This is a genomic window from Candidatus Goldiibacteriota bacterium HGW-Goldbacteria-1 (assembly GCA_002839855.1).
Taxonomy (GTDB): Bacteria; Oederibacteriota; PGYV01; order PGYV01; family PGYV01; genus PGYV01.
The window spans coordinates 60407-80456 of record PGYV01000007.1 but is presented as its reverse complement, the minus strand read 5'-3'; the positions used below and the strand labels follow the sequence as shown (position 1 = coordinate 80456).

The 20050-nt window shown below is 42.0% G+C and carries 17 protein-coding genes; 16 read left to right on the top strand and 1 reads right to left on the bottom strand.

What is annotated here, in order from left to right:
• Position 1 precedes the first annotated feature (1 nt).
• From CVV21_08485 to CVV21_08425, 13 genes are all read left to right on the top strand, one after another.
• Positions 2-1237: a histidine--tRNA ligase gene (locus CVV21_08485; GenBank protein ID PKL91241.1), complete on the top strand. Its 1236-nt coding sequence runs from the start codon at positions 2-4 to the stop codon at positions 1235-1237.
• A 153-nt stretch (positions 1238-1390) separates the two neighbouring features.
• Entirely contained in the window at positions 1391-2398 is a 1008-nt protein-coding gene (gene pdxA / locus CVV21_08480; protein PKL91240.1) for a 4-hydroxythreonine-4-phosphate dehydrogenase PdxA, read from the top strand.
• Positions 2399-3214 carry a ribosomal RNA small subunit methyltransferase A gene (gene rsmA, locus CVV21_08475; GenBank protein ID PKL91239.1) on the top strand — a complete coding sequence of 272 codons (816 nt, stop codon included), beginning with the start codon at positions 2399-2401 and terminating at the stop codon, positions 3212-3214. It abuts the gene before it with no gap.
• A gap of 150 nt (positions 3215-3364) precedes the next feature.
• Positions 3365-5185, top strand: coding sequence for a glutamine--fructose-6-phosphate transaminase (isomerizing) (glmS, locus tag CVV21_08470; protein PKL91238.1), 1821 nt, complete (start codon positions 3365-3367; stop codon positions 5183-5185).
• A gap of 184 nt (positions 5186-5369) precedes the next feature.
• A complete protein-coding gene (locus CVV21_08465) occupies positions 5370-6581 on the top strand; it encodes a hypothetical protein (GenBank protein ID PKL91237.1) in 1212 nt (403 codons plus the stop codon).
• Between the two features lie 42 nt (positions 6582-6623).
• Positions 6624-7562: a hypothetical protein gene (locus CVV21_08460; protein ID PKL91236.1), complete on the top strand. Its 939-nt coding sequence runs from the start codon at positions 6624-6626 to the stop codon at positions 7560-7562.
• Positions 7552-9855, top strand: coding sequence for a hypothetical protein (locus CVV21_08455; protein ID PKL91235.1), 2304 nt, complete (start codon positions 7552-7554; stop codon positions 9853-9855). The genes CVV21_08460 and CVV21_08455 overlap by 11 nt, the downstream gene beginning before the upstream one ends.
• Entirely contained in the window at positions 9848-10528 is a 681-nt protein-coding gene (locus tag CVV21_08450; GenBank protein PKL91234.1) for a hypothetical protein, read from the top strand. Before CVV21_08455 ends, CVV21_08450 begins: the two co-directional genes overlap by 8 nt.
• A gap of 99 nt (positions 10529-10627) precedes the next feature.
• Positions 10628-11329: a dolichyl-phosphate beta-D-mannosyltransferase gene (locus tag CVV21_08445; protein PKL91233.1), complete on the top strand. Its 702-nt coding sequence runs from the start codon at positions 10628-10630 to the stop codon at positions 11327-11329.
• 13 nt (positions 11330-11342) lie between these two features.
• The gene (locus CVV21_08440; protein ID PKL91232.1) at positions 11343-12296 is read left to right on the top strand and encodes a UDP-glucose 4-epimerase; all 954 of its coding nucleotides are present in this window, start codon (positions 11343-11345) and stop codon (positions 12294-12296) included.
• Positions 12278-12859 carry an RNA 2',3'-cyclic phosphodiesterase gene (locus CVV21_08435; protein PKL91231.1) on the top strand — a complete coding sequence of 194 codons (582 nt, stop codon included), beginning with the start codon at positions 12278-12280 and terminating at the stop codon, positions 12857-12859. The genes CVV21_08440 and CVV21_08435 overlap by 19 nt, the downstream gene beginning before the upstream one ends.
• 15 nt (positions 12860-12874) lie before the next feature.
• The gene (locus tag CVV21_08430; protein ID PKL91230.1) at positions 12875-13567 is read left to right on the top strand and encodes a hypothetical protein; all 693 of its coding nucleotides are present in this window, start codon (positions 12875-12877) and stop codon (positions 13565-13567) included.
• Position 13568: 1 nt separating this feature from the next.
• The gene (locus CVV21_08425) at positions 13569-14519 is read left to right on the top strand and encodes a hypothetical protein (protein PKL91229.1); all 951 of its coding nucleotides are present in this window, start codon (positions 13569-13571) and stop codon (positions 14517-14519) included.
• Positions 14520-14768: 249 nt separating this feature from the next.
• Here the strand turns inward: CVV21_08425 and CVV21_08420 are convergent, their stop codons facing one another.
• Positions 14769-15125 carry a hypothetical protein gene (locus CVV21_08420; protein PKL91228.1) on the bottom strand — a complete coding sequence of 119 codons (357 nt, stop codon included), beginning with the start codon at positions 15123-15125 and terminating at the stop codon, positions 14769-14771.
• A gap of 201 nt (positions 15126-15326) precedes the next feature.
• Between CVV21_08420 and CVV21_08415 the strand changes: the two genes are divergently transcribed.
• From CVV21_08415 to CVV21_08405, 3 genes are all read left to right on the top strand, one after another.
• A complete protein-coding gene (locus CVV21_08415; protein ID PKL91227.1) occupies positions 15327-17519 on the top strand; it encodes an ATP-dependent DNA helicase PcrA in 2193 nt (730 codons plus the stop codon).
• Positions 17520-17797: 278 nt separating this feature from the next.
• A complete protein-coding gene (locus CVV21_08410) occupies positions 17798-18964 on the top strand; it encodes a hypothetical protein (protein PKL91226.1) in 1167 nt (388 codons plus the stop codon).
• 179 nt (positions 18965-19143) lie between these two features.
• Complete coding sequence (locus tag CVV21_08405; protein ID PKL91225.1) at positions 19144-20046, top strand: hypothetical protein; 903 nt, start codon at positions 19144-19146, stop codon at positions 20044-20046.
• Positions 20047-20050 lie beyond the last annotated feature (4 nt).

Sequence of the window (20050 nt, the reverse complement as noted above, 5' to 3'; positions counted from 1 at the left end):
AATGAAATTCAGCCGCCTTCGCGGTGTTAAGGATGTATTCGGGGAAGAGACAGCGGTATGGGAAAAAATAAACGCGGCCGCGCGTAAAATGTTCTCTTTATACGGATACACCAATATCATCACTCCCGTTATTGAGGACGTTAACCTTTTTGCCCGCGGTATAGGCGAAGGCACGGATATTGTTATAAAAGAAATGTATGATTTTAAGGATAAAGGCGACAGGCACATTGTGCTGCGCCCGGAAGGAACAGCGTCTGTGGTAAGGGCCTATATAGAAAACAGCCTGCCGGTAAAAAGCGACCTGTACTATTACGGCCCAATGTTCAGGTATGAACGGCCTCAGAAGGGGCGTTTCAGGGAGTTTTTTCAGATAGGCGCGGAAAGTTTTGGCGAAGCATCACCCTATAAAGACGCGGAAGTGATAAAACTTGCGCAGGATATATTGACAGAAACAGGGATAAAAGACTGTAAACTGCTTATAAATAACCTTGGCGCGGAAAAAGACTACAGGGAAAATCTTGTAAAGTATCTTGAAGAACGCAAAAGTCAGCTTTGTGAAGACTGCCTTAAAAAAATAGAACGCGCGCCTATACGGGTGCTTGACTGCAAGAATGAAAAATGTAAAGAAACCACAAAAAACGCCCCGCTTATAACCGACAACCTTACACCGCAGGCCGCGGCTCATTACGCGGAAGTTAAAAGATTATTAACCGCTTCCTGCGTGAAATTTGAAGAAGACCCTAAAATGGTGCGCGGGCTTGATTATTATACAGGCACTGTATTTGAATTTACCACGCAGCTGCTTGGACCGCAGCAAAACACAATTCTTGCGGGCGGGCGTTATGATAATCTTGTGGCGGAATTCGGCGGAAAAAGCACCCCTGCCACGGGATTTGCGATGGGAATGGAGCGCATGGCAGAGGTTTTAAAGACACAGCAGGGGTTGGTATCATTGCCTTTTGGCGTGTTTATTGTATATGACGCGAAACACAGGGATATGGCTTTTAACGTGTTAAACATGTTAAGGCAGGGCGGCATAAAAGCCCTTATATCATTTGAAGATAAAAGTTTTAAGGCGCAGTTCAGGGAAGCGGATTCAAAAGGCGTAAAACACGTAATTGTAATAGGCGACACGGAAGCGCAGGCGGACAGGCTTGCGGTAAAAGATATGAAGACCGGCGAACAGATGAATATTGAAACAAATGAAGCGGTAAAGTATTTTTTTAATAATATTTAATATACGGATTTTTTATATTGGTTCTATAAAATTGTTTATGTAAATATGGTTTGCGCGGAAAAAGTATTTGTAGGGACAGCGCTCCTGCGCTGTCCGGTTTATTAAGGTTATTAAAATTAATTTATTATTTCAAATTATTTAATCGGAGTGTTAATGCAAAAATTAAGAATAGCCGTTACCATGGGGGACCCGGCCGGAATAGGGCCGGAAATAACCGCAAAGTTATTTTTATTGCCTGAAATTTACAAAAATGCTTCTGTGACCGTTATTGGCGACCTGACCACTATGATAGACACCCAAAGGCGGGTAAGCAATAAACTTTCCATAAGGCCTGTCACCTCTTTTAATGAAAAAATGACCAAAGGCGTTATAAACCTTTTTGACATGAAGCTTATAAAATACGGTGAAGTGCCGCTTGGCGTTGAAACAAAAAAAGGCGGCAAAGCGCAGTACCATTACGTAAAAAAAGCAATTGAGTCCGCGCTTAAAGGTGAAGTGGATGCGATAGTAACAGCGCCAATTAACAAGCACGCGCTGCACATGGCCGGCATAATGTATCCCGGGCACACTGAAATACTTGCTAAAGAGACCGGCGTTAAAAATTTCGGCATGATGCTTATGTGCCCGCAGTTAAAAGTTATGCTTGTGACCACGCACACCTCCTTAAAAAGCGTATCAGGGCTGCTGACGGTAAAAAAAGTCCTTGAAAAAATAGAACTTGCGCATACAGCGATGAAAGATGACTTTGGTATTAAAGCGCCAAGAATAGCGGTTTTGGGTTTAAACCCCCACAGCGGGGAAGCCGGCGCTTTTGGCGATGAAGAAATAAAAATAATAACCCCTGCCATAAAAGCCGCGCAGAAAAAAGGTATTAACGCGCAGGGGCCATATCCCCCGGATACCATATTCGGGAAATTAATACACAAACAAAGCCATGACATTGCCGTGTGCATGTACCACGACCAGGGGCTTATCCCTTTAAAATTAATAGGGTTTGAATCAGGTGTTAACGTAACTTTGGGGCTTCCAATTGTGCGCACATCGCCCGACCACGGCACAGCATATGACATAGCGGGCACAAATATTGCCTCTGTGGAATCCATGCTGACCGCGTTTAAGACCGCGGTTGTTATAGCGCAAAACAGGATGAAAAACAGGTAAATGGCGGATAAAAAATTCAGGTATAAAAAAGGGCTGGGTCAGAATTTTCTTCATGATACGGTAAAAATTGACCGCATGATAACAGCCATTGCGCCTGACCCGTCGGAAACGTTCCTTGAAATAGGGCCCGGTTCAGGCAATCTTACCAAAAAGATTCTGCCGCTTGTGAAAAAGTTATACGCGGTGGAACTTGATAAAGAGGCGATAGTAAAGTTAAAAACAGCCACTGAAGGCACGCAATGGCTGGAAATTATAAACGCGGATATTCTTGAAACTGATATAACGAAGTTTTTTCCCCGGACAGGCAAATTAAGGGTCATAGGCAATATTCCTTATTATATAACAACCCCTATAATAGAAATGGTAATCAATAACAAAAGCAATGTTAAAGATATTTATCTTACGGTGCAGAAAGAAGTGGCAGAGCGTATCTGCGCGCCGGAAGGATCAAAGACATACGGGTCTTTATCCGTGTTCTGCCAGTACCACGCTGACTGTGAATACCTTTTCACAATAGGCAGAAAGGCATTTTTCCCCGTGCCTGATGTGGATTCCGCGTTTATAAGGATGAACTTTGAAAAAAAAGTGCCGTTTATAGTAAAAGATGAAATTGAATTTTTTAAGCTTACGCGCGGCGGATTTGAACAGAGAAGAAAAATGTTAAGCAATAACATAAAAAGGGTATTTGGGTTTAATGAAGAACAGGCAAAAAATGCTTTAAGGCAGGCGGGAATAGCGGAAAATGCCCGCGCAGAGGATGTTTCCATAATTGACTTTGCGAAACTGTCGGATGTAATATATAATAATAAAATATAGCGGAATAAATTAGCGGCTCGGCAGCTCGGCGGCTAGGCGGCTAGGCAAGATAAAAAGACAAGAACAGTTTTGGTAGGCGCGGCTTTTAAGCCGCGGCAGTTGAATTTAAAAACATAAAAACTGAATGTATAATTTTTCAAGGAGCAATATATGTGCGGGATAATAGGGTATACAGGAAATAATGAAGCGGCAGAGCGTATAATTTACGGGCTTAAAAAACTTGAATACCGCGGTTATGATTCTTCCGGTATTGCGGTGATAAATGCAGGTAAAATAACACGCGTAAGAAGCGCCGGCAAACTTGAAAACCTTGTGGAAAAATTAAAAGGCAATAAAATACCGGGAACAACAGGCATAGGACATACGCGCTGGGCAACACACGGAAAACCGTCTGATGAAAATGCGCATCCGCACACTGACTGCACGGGTATGATTACGCTTATTCACAACGGAATAATAGAAAATTACTATGAAATAAGGGAAGAACTTATTAAGAAAGGGCATAAATTTTCATCGGAAACCGACACGGAAGTCTTTGCCCATCTTATAGAAGAAAAGATATCTTTGGGTATAGAAAAAGCCGTGGCAGCGGCATTAAAAAGAATACGCGGAATGTATGCCATGGTAATACTTTATGCCAAAGAACCGGGAAAAATAATCGCGGCAAGGCAGGGTTCGCCGCTTGTTTTGGGAATAGGAAAAGGCGAAAATTTTATAGCGTCAGACGTGCCGTCTTTTTTAAAGTTTACGGACAAAGCGCTGTTTCTTGAAGACGGCGATGTGGCAGTGGTGACAAAAGAAAAAGTAAACATAACCAATGCCGGTAAGAAAGTTCAAAGGGCTGTAAGGGACATAAAATGGACGGCAAAACAGGCGGAAAAAGCCGGCTACCCGCATTTTATGCTTAAGGAAATAAACGAAGAACCGCAGTCTTTTGAAGACACAATACTTGGCAGGTTTGATGAATTAAAAGGCAGAATTGAATTTGAAAGCGTGGATGATAAAAAACTTGCAAAAATTGAAAGAATAAAGATAGTGGCGTGCGGTACGTCCTATCACGCTGCCTACGCGGCTAAGTACCTGATTGAAAAATATTCCGGCGTTTCCGTGGAAGTGGAAGTGGCGTCTGAAATACGGTACGCGAATCCGATAGTTGATAAAAAGACGCTTTTAATTGCCGTGTCTCAGTCAGGCGAAACAATTGACACTATAGAGGCGTTTAAAAACCTTAAAGCAAAAGCGGGATATTCGCTGGCAATAGTAAACGTGGTGGGTTCCACATTAAGCCGCATGCTGGACGGCGTTATTTACACGCATGCGGGGCCGGAAATTGGCGTCGCCGCGACAAAGACTTTTATAAGCCAGCTTGCCGTACTTTACATGTTTGCCCTGCATATGGGAAAAATAAAAGGGGTTTTAAAAGCAAAGGACGTTAGGCGCGGAATACAGAATTTAAGAAAAGTGCCCGGCCTTATTAAGGTCATATTAAAAGATAAGGAAAAAATAGCAAAGATAGCCGCTAAATATAAAAAGAACCGCGATTTTCTTTATTACGGGCGCAACATCAATTACCCTATGGCGCTTGAAGGCGCGCTTAAGCTTAAGGAAATTTCTTATATACACGCGGAAGGGTACGCTGCGGGTGAAATGAAGCACGGCCCCATTGCGCTTGTGGATGACAAAGTCCCCAATGTTTTTATCGCGCCAAAGGGTAAAGTATATGAAAAACTTATTTCCAATATTCAGGAAATTAAAGCGCGGTCAGGCACAATAATAGCTGTCACAAATAAATCAAACAAAGAGATGAAAAAGTTCGCGGAAGATGTAATATACATACCGGATATTGACGAGGATTACTATCCGCTTCTTGCCGCTATTCCAATGCAGCTTCTTGCGTATTATATAGGAGTGAAAAAAGGGATAGATGTGGATAAACCAAGAAATTTGGCAAAGTCAGTGACGGTGGAGTAGGCTGGAGGCTTGGAGGCTTGGAGGCTTGGAGGCTTGGAGGCTTGGATGCTCGGATGCTCGGATGCTCGGTAAACCGGTAGCCCGGTAGCCTGGCAAATGCATTGGTAGGCGCACCCTTTAGGGTGCGGCAGTTGAAGTTAGAAAATAATTAAAAAAAAACCGAAAAAATATATAAAAGGAAAATATGAAAAAACTGCAGGAAGTAATACTTAAGAAATTTGAAGAACAAAGGATATTAACAGGGCATCCTTGGGTATTTAAGTCGGAAATTGAAACTATTCCGGATGGTGCGCTGGACGGAGATATTGTAATGGTGCGCGCGGGTTCCAGGAAACGCGTGGGGCTTGGCTATCTTAACAGAAAGTCGGAAATTACAGTGCGGATGCTGGACATCGCGCCAAAAAAAGAAGAGTACGCACCTATAAAAGATTTAAAGTCATTCCTGTATAATAAAATTAACAGGGCTGTGAAACTGCGTGAAAAGATTACCAATACAAACGCCAAACGTATTTTTTTCTCTGAAGCAGACGGCATTCCCGGCTTTATTGCGGATTTATATAACGGGCTTTTGGTCGTGCAGGTAAATACCCTTGGCGCGGAAAAATTAAAACCCATGCTTGTGGAAGCGTTAAAAAGAGAACTTAAGCCGGCGCTTATTTATGAAAAAAGCATTTCCCCGTCGCGCAAGAAAGAGGGGCTTGAACAGTCAGAAGGCGTGTTATGGCCCCAAGGCGAGGAGATTAAGCCGGTTATCATCACGGAAAACGGGCTTAAGTTTGAAGTTAACGTAAAATCAGGTACTAAGACCGGCTTTTACCTTGACCAGAGGGATGCAAGGGGCAAACTGAAGGACTATATAAAGGAAGGGGCGCGCGTGCTGGACTGTTTCTGTTATACAGGCGCTTTCTCGGTTTACGCAAAGCATTTTGGGGCTGGCAGTGTAACAGGCGTGGATATTTCCGATAAGGGTTTAAAAACAGCGGACAATAACATGAAACTTAATAACTTTGATAATTATGAATTTATAAAAGAGGATGTGTTTGAATTTTTAAGAAAGCAGACGGCAAAAAAGGAAAAATATGACGTTATAATACTGGACCCGCCGCCTTTTTCAAAGACAAAATCAGAAAAAGAAGGGGCAATGGCGGGCCATAAAGAACTGCACGTAAGCGCTTTAAAGCTTTTAAACAGGGGCGGAATTATGATGTCTTTTTCATGTTCGCACAGCGTGCGCGGCCAGGAACTTATGGAAAACGCATATGCTGCCGCGGCTGATGCCAGGTGTGAAATAGAACCCGCGGGTATATTTGAACAGGCAGCCGACCATCCGTATAAAAAGAATATTCCGGAGACGTACTATTTAAAAGGGATTGCGGTAAAGAAAACAGCGGTTTAGATGCTTGGCGGCCCGGTAAAAAATAATTAAGCAGGAGAGAATATGAAAAATATAGTGGTGACAGGCGGAGCGGGGTTTATAGGCTCGCACCTTTGTGATGCGCTGGTTGAAAAAGGGTACAAAGTCATCTGCATTGATAATCTTGGGACAGGCAGGATGCAGAATTTAAAAAATATAATTAATAATAAAAATTTCAAATTTATAAAACAGGATATAAGAAAGCCCATTAAACTAAAAATACCCGTGCATTATGTCTTTCATCTTGCATCATACGCGTCTCCGCCGTATTATCAGACAAAATCAATAGATACGCTTATGACCAATTCACTTGGCACTTATAATGTCCTGGAATTTGCAAAGGCAAAAAAAGCCGGGTTTCTTATCACGTCCACTTCCGAAACATACGGAGACCCGCTGCAGCATCCGCAGAAAGAGACTTACTGGGGAAACGTTAATCCCGTAGGCATAAGAAGCTGTTATGACGAGGCAAAAAGGTTCGCGGAAGCGCTTGTCATGGAATACGTAAGAAAGCACAATTTAGACGCGCGCATAATAAGAATTTTTAACACATACGGGCCAAGGCTGCAGAAAGACGACGGCCGTGTTATTTCAAACTTTATTGACCAGGCTTTAAATAACAGGCCGCTTACCATATACGGCGACGGTTCTCAGACGCGCAGTTTCTGTTATGTCTCTGACCAGGTGGCAGGGCTTATTGCGGCTATGTTTAAAGGCGGCATAAAAGGGGAAGTTATAAATATCGGCAACCCCGGCGAATTTACAATGCTGGAAGCGGCACAACTGGTAAAAAAAATAACCGGTACTAAATCCAAAATTGTCCACAAGCCGCTTCCTAAAGATGATCCGGCCAGAAGAAAACCCGACATAACAAAAGCTAAAAAAATTCTTGGGTGGCAGCCAAAGGTAAAATTTGAAGAAGGCCTGCCCAGGACAATAAAGTGGTTCAGGGATGGAATTTAAAAAACTAAAATATCTTGGCGCGGCAGCGGTGCCGTTAGCCGCGCTTATTTACCTGTTTTCTTCCGTTATGAAGCAGGGCAATATTCTTTTTGGCCATGATTTTTTAAGCATTTACCTGCCTTTTAAGATGTTCGCGAAAAAAGCCGTGTTTTTATTCCACCAATTACCTTTATGGCTGCCTGATTTGTTTTTTGGCGCTCCCGGCATTGCGTCTTCCAGCATAATTTTTTATTACCCCACGGATATCCTGTTTATGTTATTGTCTGTGCCGCTGCAGAATACTTTCGCGATTGATGTCATAATTCACCTTATAGCCGCCTTTGCGGGGACATACCTGTTTTTAAAGGCGTGCGGCCTTACCCGTGGCGCTTCATTTTTTGGCGGCATCTGTGTGATGTTTGCCGGATATAATGTCTCGTACGCTTTTGCCGGACACATTAATAATATAAAAGCCGGCGCGCTGATACCTTTTGTCATGTATTTTTTAAGAAGGGGGCTTGTGCAAAAGAGAGTGTCAATGTATCTTTTTGCGGGGCTTATTATGGGGCTTCAGATAACCGCAACCGGTATGCAGGTTATGGCTTACACCGCGGCGCTTGCGGTTTTATATGTAATGTATCACCTTATATTTGAAGAAAAGTCACAAAAAGCAAGGATATTTGCGGCCATTGCGGCGGGCGCGGCTTTAATATTTTCTATACTGGTTTCTTTACCGCAGTTTATACCTTCTTTTGAATATAAAAATTATTCCTGGCGCGGGGAATTTACATTTAACGATTTTATATCGTGGTCTCTGCACCCCAAAGAAATACTTCAGCTTCTTATGCCGTCCTTATTCGGGCTTCACGGGCAGAATTATTACGGTTTCTGGTCAATGAACCTTACCACATACTATTTCGGAATATTGCCTTTTCTATTATTACCTTTTGCTTTCATGAAAGGGCAGACAAGAAAATTGTCTTTTTTTCTTGGCGGTGCGTCGCTGCTGTTTCTGCTGCTTTCAATGGGCGGCTATACGCCGCTGTATAAACTTCTGTGGCACTTTCCTGTTTTTAACCAGTTCAGAAACCCTTCAAGGTTTATGTATATTTTTACCGTCACTTTCTGCGCGCTGTCCGCTGTAGGGCTGAATAACGTGATAAAAGTAATTGCAGAAAAAAAAGTACAGCAGTCAAAAAATTTTTTTTACGCAGCTTTTGGGGTTTGTGGTTCCCTTGCGCTTTTATACACGGGCATTGCCTTTAATGCGGCGGGTTTTATAAGCGGTATTTTCAGGCAGACAAGGTCCGCTGAAATGCCGGCTGATGCTTTAAATAAAGCTGTTTTGCTGACACAGGCAGACGCTGCCGCCGGAATATTAATCCTTTTTCTGTTTTGCGTTTTAATGTCTCTTGTTTTAAAAAACAGGGTAAAAAGCGCCTTTATTATAGCAATAATAGCCGCTGCCATAAGCGCGGCGGATTCTTCCAGGATACAGAAAAACTTCATTACCCCGTTTAATTATGACGGGTATTTCCCTAAAAATGACATGGTAAGCTCGGCAATAAAACAAAACGGAAATAAAGGAAGGATTGCGGACTTTAATTTTTTCTGGGGCGCCAACAGGGGGATGTATTACGGAATTGAATCCGCAAAAGGGTTTCACGGAATGCTTCCGTTAAAATTCTACGCCATGCAGAGTTCCGGAATGTTCAACAGGATAAGCGTAAACAGGGGGCTTAACATCAGCTATTATATCAGCCGTGATGAAATAATAGGTCAGGGGATAACAAAAATAGGCGATGATAACGCCAATAAAGTTTTCGCTGACGCGCTGGCGCTGCCGCTTGGGTATTTTACGGATAACGTGATAAACGCGGGCAGTGAAAAAAAAGTTTTTGATATGATGAAAGAAGGCGTCTTTGTAACTGGAATGGCGCTGACAACATTTGATACCGGTATTGTTTATAAAGACGGCGCTCCGGCGCTTGTTGATATTACAGAAAAAACACCAAACAGGATTAAGGCAAAGGTAATAACAGACAGGCAGGGGCTGTTTGTATTAAATGTTTCTAATTATAAAAAGTGGCGCGCTTTTGTAAACGGCAAAAAGGCGGATATTGTAGATGTAAACTATAATATGATGGCGGTAAAAGTACAGCCCGGGACAAGCGAGATACGGTTTGTTTACGGAAACTTCCGGGATTATCTGATTATACTTTTAAGTATAATATTCATGGCCGGGGTATTTGTTATATGGAAAATAGAATTAAAGAAGTTAAATAATATTAAGGGAGAAAAGCAACATGGCTGATGTGACAAAAGACAACCGTTTTATATTTAATGCGGGCGCCTGGGCGGGAATATTTCTTATTGCGATGATACCGGCGCAGATATTTATGTTTATAAAATTTCCTCCGCCTGAAACCGTATCCGGCGTCTTTGAAGTGTTCAACGCAAATGTTTTTCTGGGGCTGGTAAACACGGACATCCTTTATGTTATAACCAATGTTATTATGCTGGCGGTTTATGCTTCGTTTTATTATATTATGCGCGGGCAGGACGGGGAAAAGACAGCCGTAATGGGGCTTATTTTTATAATTGCCGGTGTTGCGGCTTTTATTTCTTCAAGCCCGTCTTTTACAATGATGAACCTTGCGGATAAATACCTTTCAGCGCCGGATGACAGCGCAAGAAACCTTTATCTTGCAGCGGGAGAAGGCGCAATGGCGGGCCTTACCGGGTCGGCTTACGTGGTTTATTATTTTATGAATGCGGCAGGGCTTCTGCTTATTTCTTATTCCATGATATTAAACAAAGGTTTTTCTAAAACAATAATTGCCGCCGGCATTGCTTCAGGGTTTTTTATGCTTATCCCTTCAAGCTTTGGCGCGGTGGGAATGGCTTTTTCATTTCTGTCGCTGATTCCATATACTGTATGGATTATACTTTTAACAAAAATATTTTTTGAAAAAATTAAAGGTTAAAGTACGGCGGATTTAACGGCTGCAAATAACCCTTTATAAAAAAAGCCAAAGTGGCATAATATATTAATATAGAATAAAATAAAAAGCAGGATGGTTAAAATGAAGGCGTTAATAGTGATTCCCACGTATAACGAAAAAGAGAATATATTAAAACTGATTCCGCTGGTAAAAAAAGCGGTTAAAGGCGTTCACATTCTTGTGGTGGATGACGCGTCGCCTGACGGCACGGGCAAAGCCGTGGGTTCTCTGGCAAAAAAAGACAGCGCCGTAAAACTTATTGAACGCAAAGGCAAATTAGGGCTTGGCACCGCGTATGTGGAAGGTTTTAAGTACGCGTTAAAGCACAAATACGATTATATTTTTGAAATGGACGCGGATTTTTCCCATGATCCGCAGTACCTTAAAAATTTTCTTGAAGAAATAAAAGGCAGCGACCTTGTGATAGGGTCGCGCTATATAAATGGTGTAAGCGTGGTTAACTGGCCCATAAGAAGGCTTATGTTATCCAAATTCGCGGGATGGTACGCGCGTACAATTACAGGGCTTCCGTTAACCGACTGCACAAGCGGGTTTAAATGTTTTAAAAGGGAAGTGCTGGAATCCATTGACCTGAATAAAATACATTCAGACGGGTACGCTTTTCAGATAGAGATGCATTACAAGGCGTGGAAAAAAGGGTTTAAGATAAAGGAAACGCCTATCATATTTGTTGACCGCCATTCAGGAAGCTCTAAAATGTCACACGGTGTAATAATGGAAGCCGCGGTTATTGTGTGGAAACTTAGGATGGGGATTATTTAAAAACGGAGGGAATATGGCAAATAAAAGAATTTTAGTGACAGGCGGGGCGGGTTTTATCGGTTCCAATATGACGGATGAACTTATTAATAAAGGGTACAGCGTTACCGTATTTGACAACCTTTCCACAGGGGATAAAAGTTATATAAGTCCAAAGGCGAAATTCATAAAGGGTGACGTAAAAAATCCATCTGACATAGAAAAGTGTTTTAAGGATAAAATTCATGCCGTTATTCACATAGCCGGGTGCGCGTCCACTATTAAATCTTTTGATGACCCGGCAACAGACCTTATGACAAATACTTTAGGCACGGTGAATATGATAAACGCGGCAATAAAACACAAAACCGCGCGCTTTCTTTACGCGTCTTCAATGACCTCTTACGGTATTCCTGACGCGATACCGGTAAAAGAGACCATGGCTACAAGGCCAATTGCCTATTACGGTATTACAAAATATTCCGGCGAAAGGTACGTGCTTGCCACCGGGTTAAGAAATGACCTGCCGTTTAAATTCAATGCCACAGCTTTCCGCATGTTTAATGTGTACGGCCGCAGGCAGTCTTTAACCAACCCGTATCAGGGAGTGGTTTCTATTTTTATCGGCAATGTCCTAAGGAATGAACAGGTAAAGATTTTTGGCGACGGAAAGCAGTCGCGCGATTACGTGCACATAAAAGACGTCTGCAGGGCGTGGATAGGCGCGATTGACAACCCCAAATCCTACGGAGAGGTTTTTAACCTTGGTTCCGGCATCAGGGTGTCTGTCAATGAACTTGTAAAGTACATAATAAAAATATTCGGGCATGACCCGAAAAAGTATTCCGTGAAATATTTTGACGCAAGGCCGGGAGATCAGCGGCATATGCAGGCGGACATTTCCAAGGCGGCGAAACTTCTTAAGTGGAAACCTGAAATAGCGTTTGAAGAAGGAATGAGGGATGTGATAAATTGGGCAAAGGGAAATTAAAAAAAGCAGCACCGGCTTTAGTGCGGATTTTTATCGGAATCCCGCTGCAGCAGGAATTAAAGGAAGAAATAGGATCTTTTGAAGGCGTGTTAAAACAGATTGAAGGTATTAAGGTTGTAAAGCCGGACCACCTTCATGTCACGTTAAAATTTATCGGCAATACCCCGGAAAGAAAACTGGATCAAATAAAAGAAATTATAGATAAAAGCTGTGAAGGCATAAAGCCGTTTGTGATAAAACCGGCGGTCATATCAGCTTTTCCTTCGCCGGACAAAGCGTCTGTTGTATGGTTAAACTGCGGGGAAGGCGCGACGGCTATATCGGCAATTTTTAAAATTCTGGAAAAAGAGCTGCGTGCAATGGCATATGCCGGGGAAAAGCAGGAATATATCCCGCACATCACAGTGGCAAGAAGCAGAAAAATGGCGGACATTACCAAAATTCAGGGTGAAATTAAAATAAGCGGCACATCAACTGCGGGCTGTGTGGTGTTGTATAAAAGCGATTTAAATCCCGACGGGCCGGAATATTCGGAACTTTACAGAAAAGATTTTGCGGAATAAAGGAGAAAAATAAAAGTGGCTGTAACGCGCAATTTAACCGACCAGTATGAAAAATGGATAATGACGCCGCAGGGCCTGTACTTTGACGAAAAAATAAAAGAACTCATGATTACGTGCCTGCATTTAAAAACAGGGGAAAAAGTCCTTCAGGTGGGTTCGGGTACGGGCAGGCATTTAAGGTATCTGCAGGAACTGGGGCTTGAACCGACAGGCATAGAGCCGGTGGAAGAATTAAATAAGCTTGCAAGGCAAAAAGAAGGAATAGACGGTAAAAGGGTAATAACCGGTTTTGCCGAAAATCTGCCGTTTGAAACTGCAAGTTTTGATTCCGTAATATTCATGACCACGTTTGAATATGTGGACGATAAATCAAAGGCGCTTTTAGAGGCGTTTAGGGTGTCCCGCGGGAAAGTGGGGATTGGTTTTCTTAACAGGACAGGGGTCACCAATCTTTTAAGGCAGTTCAACAGGGAAGGGCTGTATACGGATGCCAAATTTTTTACAGGCGGCGAACTTATAAAACTATGCGAAAAAAACCTGCTTAATGAAATAGATAACATTGAAATCTCGGTCAAATACTCCTTGTTCCTTCCTTTAAGGTTTGCCCACTATGTGCAGTGGGTTGACGATCTGCTTGAAAAAATTAACCTTCCTTTTGGCAACTACGGGATGCTGGTGATTAAAAAGAAAAAAAGAGCCGGTAAATAAAATGGCAGCCATAGGATACCTGTTTACCGCTGCCGGTTATCAGTACGTTGGCGCGGGGCGCAAGGTATATGACAGCATGTGGGCCATGCGGCAGTTCTTTGACCGTGTGGAAAAAAAGATGCCCGACGTAAAGATTAACAAACTTGCGTTTATCGGGCCGCAGGAAGAGCTGCAGAAACCTGAAAACGGGACAATATTTAACGGCGCGTATCAGGCGGGAATGTTTGAAGTGTTAAAGGAAAAAAAGGTGACCCCGGAACAGATAATGGGATTCCGCTCCGGGGAACTTATCGCGCATGCGTGCGCAGGCACATTTGAATTTGAAGACGCCATGGCGTTTATTTACAGAAAAAATATCCTGTTCAAAGAGGCGCTTGGCTCCGCGCAGTTTTCGCAGCTGCTTATTAATACCCTTGATACCGGCAAGACCGCGCAGGTGTGCGGGGAAATAAACAGGGCGGTAAAATGCGGCATTACTTCATATAACTCTTCTGACAGCGCCACGGTGGCGGTGGAATCAAAATTAAAAGAAAAAGTGATAGAGGCATTTAAAAAACTGGGCGGCTCTGTGATTGACCTGCCTTATGAAGAGTTGTCCGGCCTTTATTTATTTAAGGAAGCCGCGGATAAGTTAACCGCTGAATTCGGCGAAGCAATTAAAAACGAAGTAATAAAAGTGGATAAACCCGCGTTTAAAATGTACAGCCAGGTAAAAGGGGATATGTACGATAACGCCGCTGAAATTAAGCAGTCTTTGTTTAATTATCTGTATCTGCCGTCAAGGAATGACCTGATAATACACAACATGATGAAAAACTGCATTAATACATTTGTGGAACTGGGCTGCGGCACATTTTTAGGCAGGCTGGCAAGAAAAGCCGACAGCGGCAAGCGCGTCTTAAACACCCACGACCTGGCAGGAATCTCCACCGCCATTAAACTGGCAAATTAGGGTTGGGAGTTTTTGGTTTTTATTGGATGGGTTTGGGTCTTTAATGTAGAGACGCAATATATTGCGTCTCGGTCTTATATAAAATCATATATTTAAACAGGAGAAATAAATTAATTATTGATACTCCGCTTCTTACCAGGGTTAAGATGAGCGACGGTTCTTTTGAAGTGGAAGCGAAAAAAGAAAATAAATCATATAGGCATAAACTTATTAATTAAAAAGCCAAATCCGAAATTAGATGCTCGTCAATCAACCCAAGCCGGTTTCCTCGTGAAGTTTCTTTAATATCTTTTTTGCTTTTTCTAGTTTGGTCTTATTAATAAGTATTTCCTTTGCGAAAAAATTATCTTCCAAAAATACCCTTGACCCTGCGGCGTTGATGTTTTGTATATGGGGCCTATTTATGTTTGAATAGCTTAATCTTGAAACGCATTCAATATTACTTTTTTTAAGCGCGTTTATAAGTATGTCCTCTTCAGGCTGGCTTTTAACCACAGCAAAAAAAACCGTGGGAAAATCTCCTGTATTGTCAGCGGATAATTTGCTGCAGTAAGGGCATACTGACAGGTGTGCTTTATGCTTGCGCTTGCAGTTTGGGCAGAACATGAAACTCCTTATAAATTTATCGGTTTGCTTTCTTAAGCGTTATTAAGAGTAACAAAAAATACCGGATTAAACAAATCATTTAGTAGTACGTAAAAAAATATTGTTTTTTCTATTACATATACCTTGCCATTTATTTCTTGCGTGGTAAAATGTTGCGTTGATATTTAGAAAATCACATATGAAATCATACAGGAGAAATAATTGGAACTTCGTGAACTCTTAAATGAAGAACAGGTGCAGGCCGTTATGCACAAAGAAGGGCCGCTTTTAATACTTGCAGGCGCCGGCAGCGGCAAAACGCGTGTTATAACATACAGGCTTGCCTGGCTTTTATCCGAACATAATGTATCCCCTGAAAATATCCTGTGCGTTACGTTTACCAATAAAGCCGCGCAGGAAATGAAATCAAGGGCCAGAAAAGTCGCGGGCAAAAAAGTTGATAAAGTATGGATGAGTACGTTTCATTCTTTTGGGGTGCGTGTTTTAAGGCTGCACGCGGAGCTTTTAGGTTATGACAAAAACTTCACCATATATGACCAGGAAGACAGGGAGCGCCTTTTAAAAGAGTGCATGCACGACGCCAAGGTGTCTGACAAGGAAATGAAAGTATATGACTGCATGCGTTACATTCAGGACGCTAAAAATTCCCTTATTACCCCCGCGGAATACATGAATGATTACGGCACGGAATATGAAAAAGGCATGGTTGCAAGGATATATGAAATTTACGAGAAAAGGCTTAAACGCAACAATTCAATGGATTTTGACGACCTTATATGGAAACCGCTGGACCTTTTTAACAATAACCCTGCTGTCCTTGAAAAATACAGGGAGCAGTTTCAATACATAATGATAGACGAGTATCAGGACATTAACCACGCGCAGTACATGCTTATTTCAATGATGGCGTCCAAATATAAAAATATATGCGTGGTGGGCGACGATGACCAGTCTATTTACCGCTTTCGCGGCGCGGATATTACAAATATTCTCAATTTTGAAGAAGATTACCCTGATGCAAAGGTAATAAGGTTAGAGCGCAATTACCGTTCCACACAGACTATCCTGAAAGCCGCGCATAAGGTGATTCAGAATAACTCCGACAGAAAAGAAAAAGAGATGTGGACAGATAACGACAAGGGCGAAAAGATAATTTTCTATTACGTGGATGACGAAGTCATGGAAGGCGAAGCCATCCTTAATGAAATAGACAAACTGATGCGTCTGCACGGCGCGGATTTAAAGGACATAGCGATATTTTACCGCACCAACGCGCAGTCACGTTCCATTGAAGACAGGTTAAGGCGCGCCGGGCTTCCGTATAAGCTTGTCGGCGGATTCAGTTTTTACGGCAGGATGGAAATAAAAGACATGCTGTCATACATGAGGATAATTGCCAATCCGCGTGATGTAATAAGTTTTAAAAGGATAGTCAACGTACCGCCGCGCGGCATCAGCGACACCACGGTGGAAAAAGTGGAACAGTTTGCTTTTCAGAATGACATAACCCTTCTTGAAGCCCTTGGAAGGACACAGGAAACGGAAAATATTAAGCCTATGGTAAAACAGTCGTGCTCGCAGCTGCATGCGCTTTTAACAGGGCTTGCGATAAACAGGAACAATATGAAGTTAAGGGACCTTATGGCGGAAATTCTGACCGGCACAGGGTATATTTCTTTTTGGGAAAATGACCAGAACCCCAAAGCAAAGGAAAGAATAGAAAACGTTAAGGAACTTGTCTCTGCTGTGGCGGAATTTGAAGAAGAGAAAAAAGACGCGACACTGGAAGACTTTTTATCCCAGGTGGCGCTTATATCCGAAGTTGATAAACTTGACGAAAATGCCGATGCCGTGACGCTTATGACAATTCACAGCGCCAAAGGCCTTGAATTTGACAATGTGTTCATAGCGGGTATGGATGAAAAAATATTTCCGCATAAGAACTGCATAGAAGAAGAGGGCGGAATAGAAGAAGAACGCCGGCTTGCATATGTGGGTATTACCCGCGCAAGAAAAAGGCTTTACCTGCTCTCCGCAATTTCGCGCAGGCAGTTTGGTGCCAGGACGCTTGGGGCGATATCAAGGTTTATAAACGAGATTCCCGAAGAATACCTGCATCACAAAGGCAGGCCGCCTGCTAAGCAGCTGGATGAAAAATTATCCGGCGCTGTGCATGACATGGGAATAGACGCGCAGCCCAATTACGAAGCAACGGACGCGGAGCCTGCGGTAATGCAGCTGGAACCGGGGGACAAGGTCAGTCACATAAAGATGGGTGAAGGAATTATCACCAAAATAGAGCCCTATGGGGATGATTACAGGATAACTGTAATGTTTAAAAAGAACGGGAGAAAAGAGCTTTCAGCAAAATACGCGGGGCTTGCTAAGATCTGATAAAGGCAGCTCGGCGCGCTTTGCGCGTACAGCAGCTCTGCAGCCCGGGTAAAAAATTAAAAGGTCCATAGTTTATATTTATCTGTTTTACTTTCTAGCGTAGAGGCGTAATACATTACGCCTCGTTTTTAAAATACTAAATAATTTATGATGTATCAAAGTACTAAAGAATTCATTTGTAGTTAAAAAGCCGCTTAAAGTTGATCTGATAAAGCGTTTGTGAGATGATAAAGAAAGCTGCATAATTAGGAGAGCGCGTTGAAGGGACGGGGAATACAATGAGAAAAAATATTTTTATATTTGTCTTTATGTTTTTGTGTATAGGTGTACATGCCGAAGATTTCGTTATAGGCACAAATACAGGACAAAAACTTTCTGCTGCTATGCCCGGATTATCCTGCGATGTTGACCTTTGGCCTAATATTTCAATAACTGCAGACAGAAACAATTCTATGTTTCAGTCGTATTCTCTTTTTGTCAGAGGCAAAGTTGAATATAAGTATAATGCGGAGTTGTTTTTATTTAAAGCTGTGTATGATAAAGAGGTAAATCTTATTTTAAGGCAAAGGCAGTTTGATGGATCCCTTGGCACTGTGATGAACGATAATACTTTTAAACAGCAGGTCGATGAGCTGTATATAATGTATGGCGAAGAAGACGGGACACATGTATCTTTAGGCAAGAAAGTTGTAAGGTGGGGGCAGTTTGAGTATTATCAGCAGGGTAATTTCATAGGTCCACATAAAGACCCCCTTGATGAGACCGCTCCTTTAGAAGGGTATATTATGGCGGAAGCGGCTGTAAATATGATTTGGGATAAAGTGAAATGGCAGTCAGCATTTTTACCGCGTATGCCGCAAGACAAGCCTGTTGAATATTATTCTGACCTTGGAAAATATGATATTGTTTCAAGGTTATTGTTAGATTTTGGTTTTTTAGGTGTGGCGGCACAAGCGGGTATAGCGGATATAATAAACTGCAGTACGGGTGACTTAGGACGGATATATAAAGAAAATTTTGAATTTGGCGCTGATGGTTATGTGGTTTTATTTGATGTTTTTAAACTTTATGGGGGATATAAAAGAGATAATTCAAATTTACATAGACATAAGCAGGGCCGCGAAATAGGATTCAATGTAAGAATATTTGACAACATATATGTTATTTTTGAATCATATATGGAGGATGATAGAGCCCGTGAATACGATGCATTATATAAGGGTGCAGAAACAGCTAAACTTGAATGGAGTGAATTTCTGGGCTTTGAAAAAATGAAAATTGATTTTATCAGGATGTTTTATTATAACGAACCCTGGAAAGAAAGTATGGCAGTTGATGTAAATTATGAATTATCTGATATTCATATGATGTTAAGAAATATGTTTGAAATCAGTGAGGACAAGAATGATTATATTATTGAGTTAAGGCTTCAAACTAAAATATAAAACAGATTTTTCTACCGTAGAGGCGCAATATATTGCGTCTCGCTTTTTAAAAAACAAGACGCACCATGATGCGTCTCTACTTTATAAAACCTCTCCCGTTTACCCCGTACTTTTGCCTTCATTGACACCCGCCTTTTCTTGTGTTAAATTGGGTAATATTAGCAGACAAGGGGTGCGGTGTGGTTGAAGATGATGATTTAAAGTTTTCTATGGACGATATTATAGATATGGTTTCGGAACTTTTCGGCGAAAAAGTTGAAAAAATTGACGCCGCAAAAGCAAAGGGTATTTTAAAGCAGGAAACTGAAAACCTGTTTTTATCCGGCATTGAACTGCCGGAAGTATCCGAAGTGCCGGCAGAGGAAGACCTTTTAAAGGAATATAAGGCGGAAAAGATAACCGCGCTGGATCTCTTTGGCATTGAAGAAGAGGTAAAAAAAGAAGAGGTTCTGCCGCCGGGTGTAAAAAAACTTCCGGAACTTGACCCTGAAAGGCTGAAAAAAAGGGAAGAACTTTTAAGAAGGCTTGAAGAAAATGATAAAAAAGCGCAAGCGGCGGCGAAAATAATACCGGTACAACAGCAGGCTGCGGCTAAAACCGCGGTTTTTTCCTATAATGAAATTGTTATGATGATATCACTTTTTGACGCGTCGCAGCAGATTTTTATGGCGCTGCTTTCAAAACTTATAAAAAAGACGCCTGTTCTGAATATGTTTTTAAAGACCCTGGAAAAAGCTATGAAAAACAACCCTGAAATATTAAAAAAAGCCGATCTAAACAGCAAAGGCAGCGCAAGGGCGGATGGGTCGCTTGAACCGGCAAGGGTTTTTTCCAATTATAATATATTGCAGGAACCGGCAGAAAAAAAGCTGTTTAAGTTTTTTGCTGCGTTAAGGGATGTATTTGAAGAGCGGCTGATAGCCGTGGAAATGGCGGCAGGAATAGAGACTAAAGACGAAGTGATGTCAAACATACTGATTCAGTCGGAAAAATTGTTTTATAAAAAAGAGTATCCAAAAAAACTTACACATGCATTCTTTGAACATGTGGTGCCAAGCACCACCTTAAAGCCGGGAGAATAGAAAA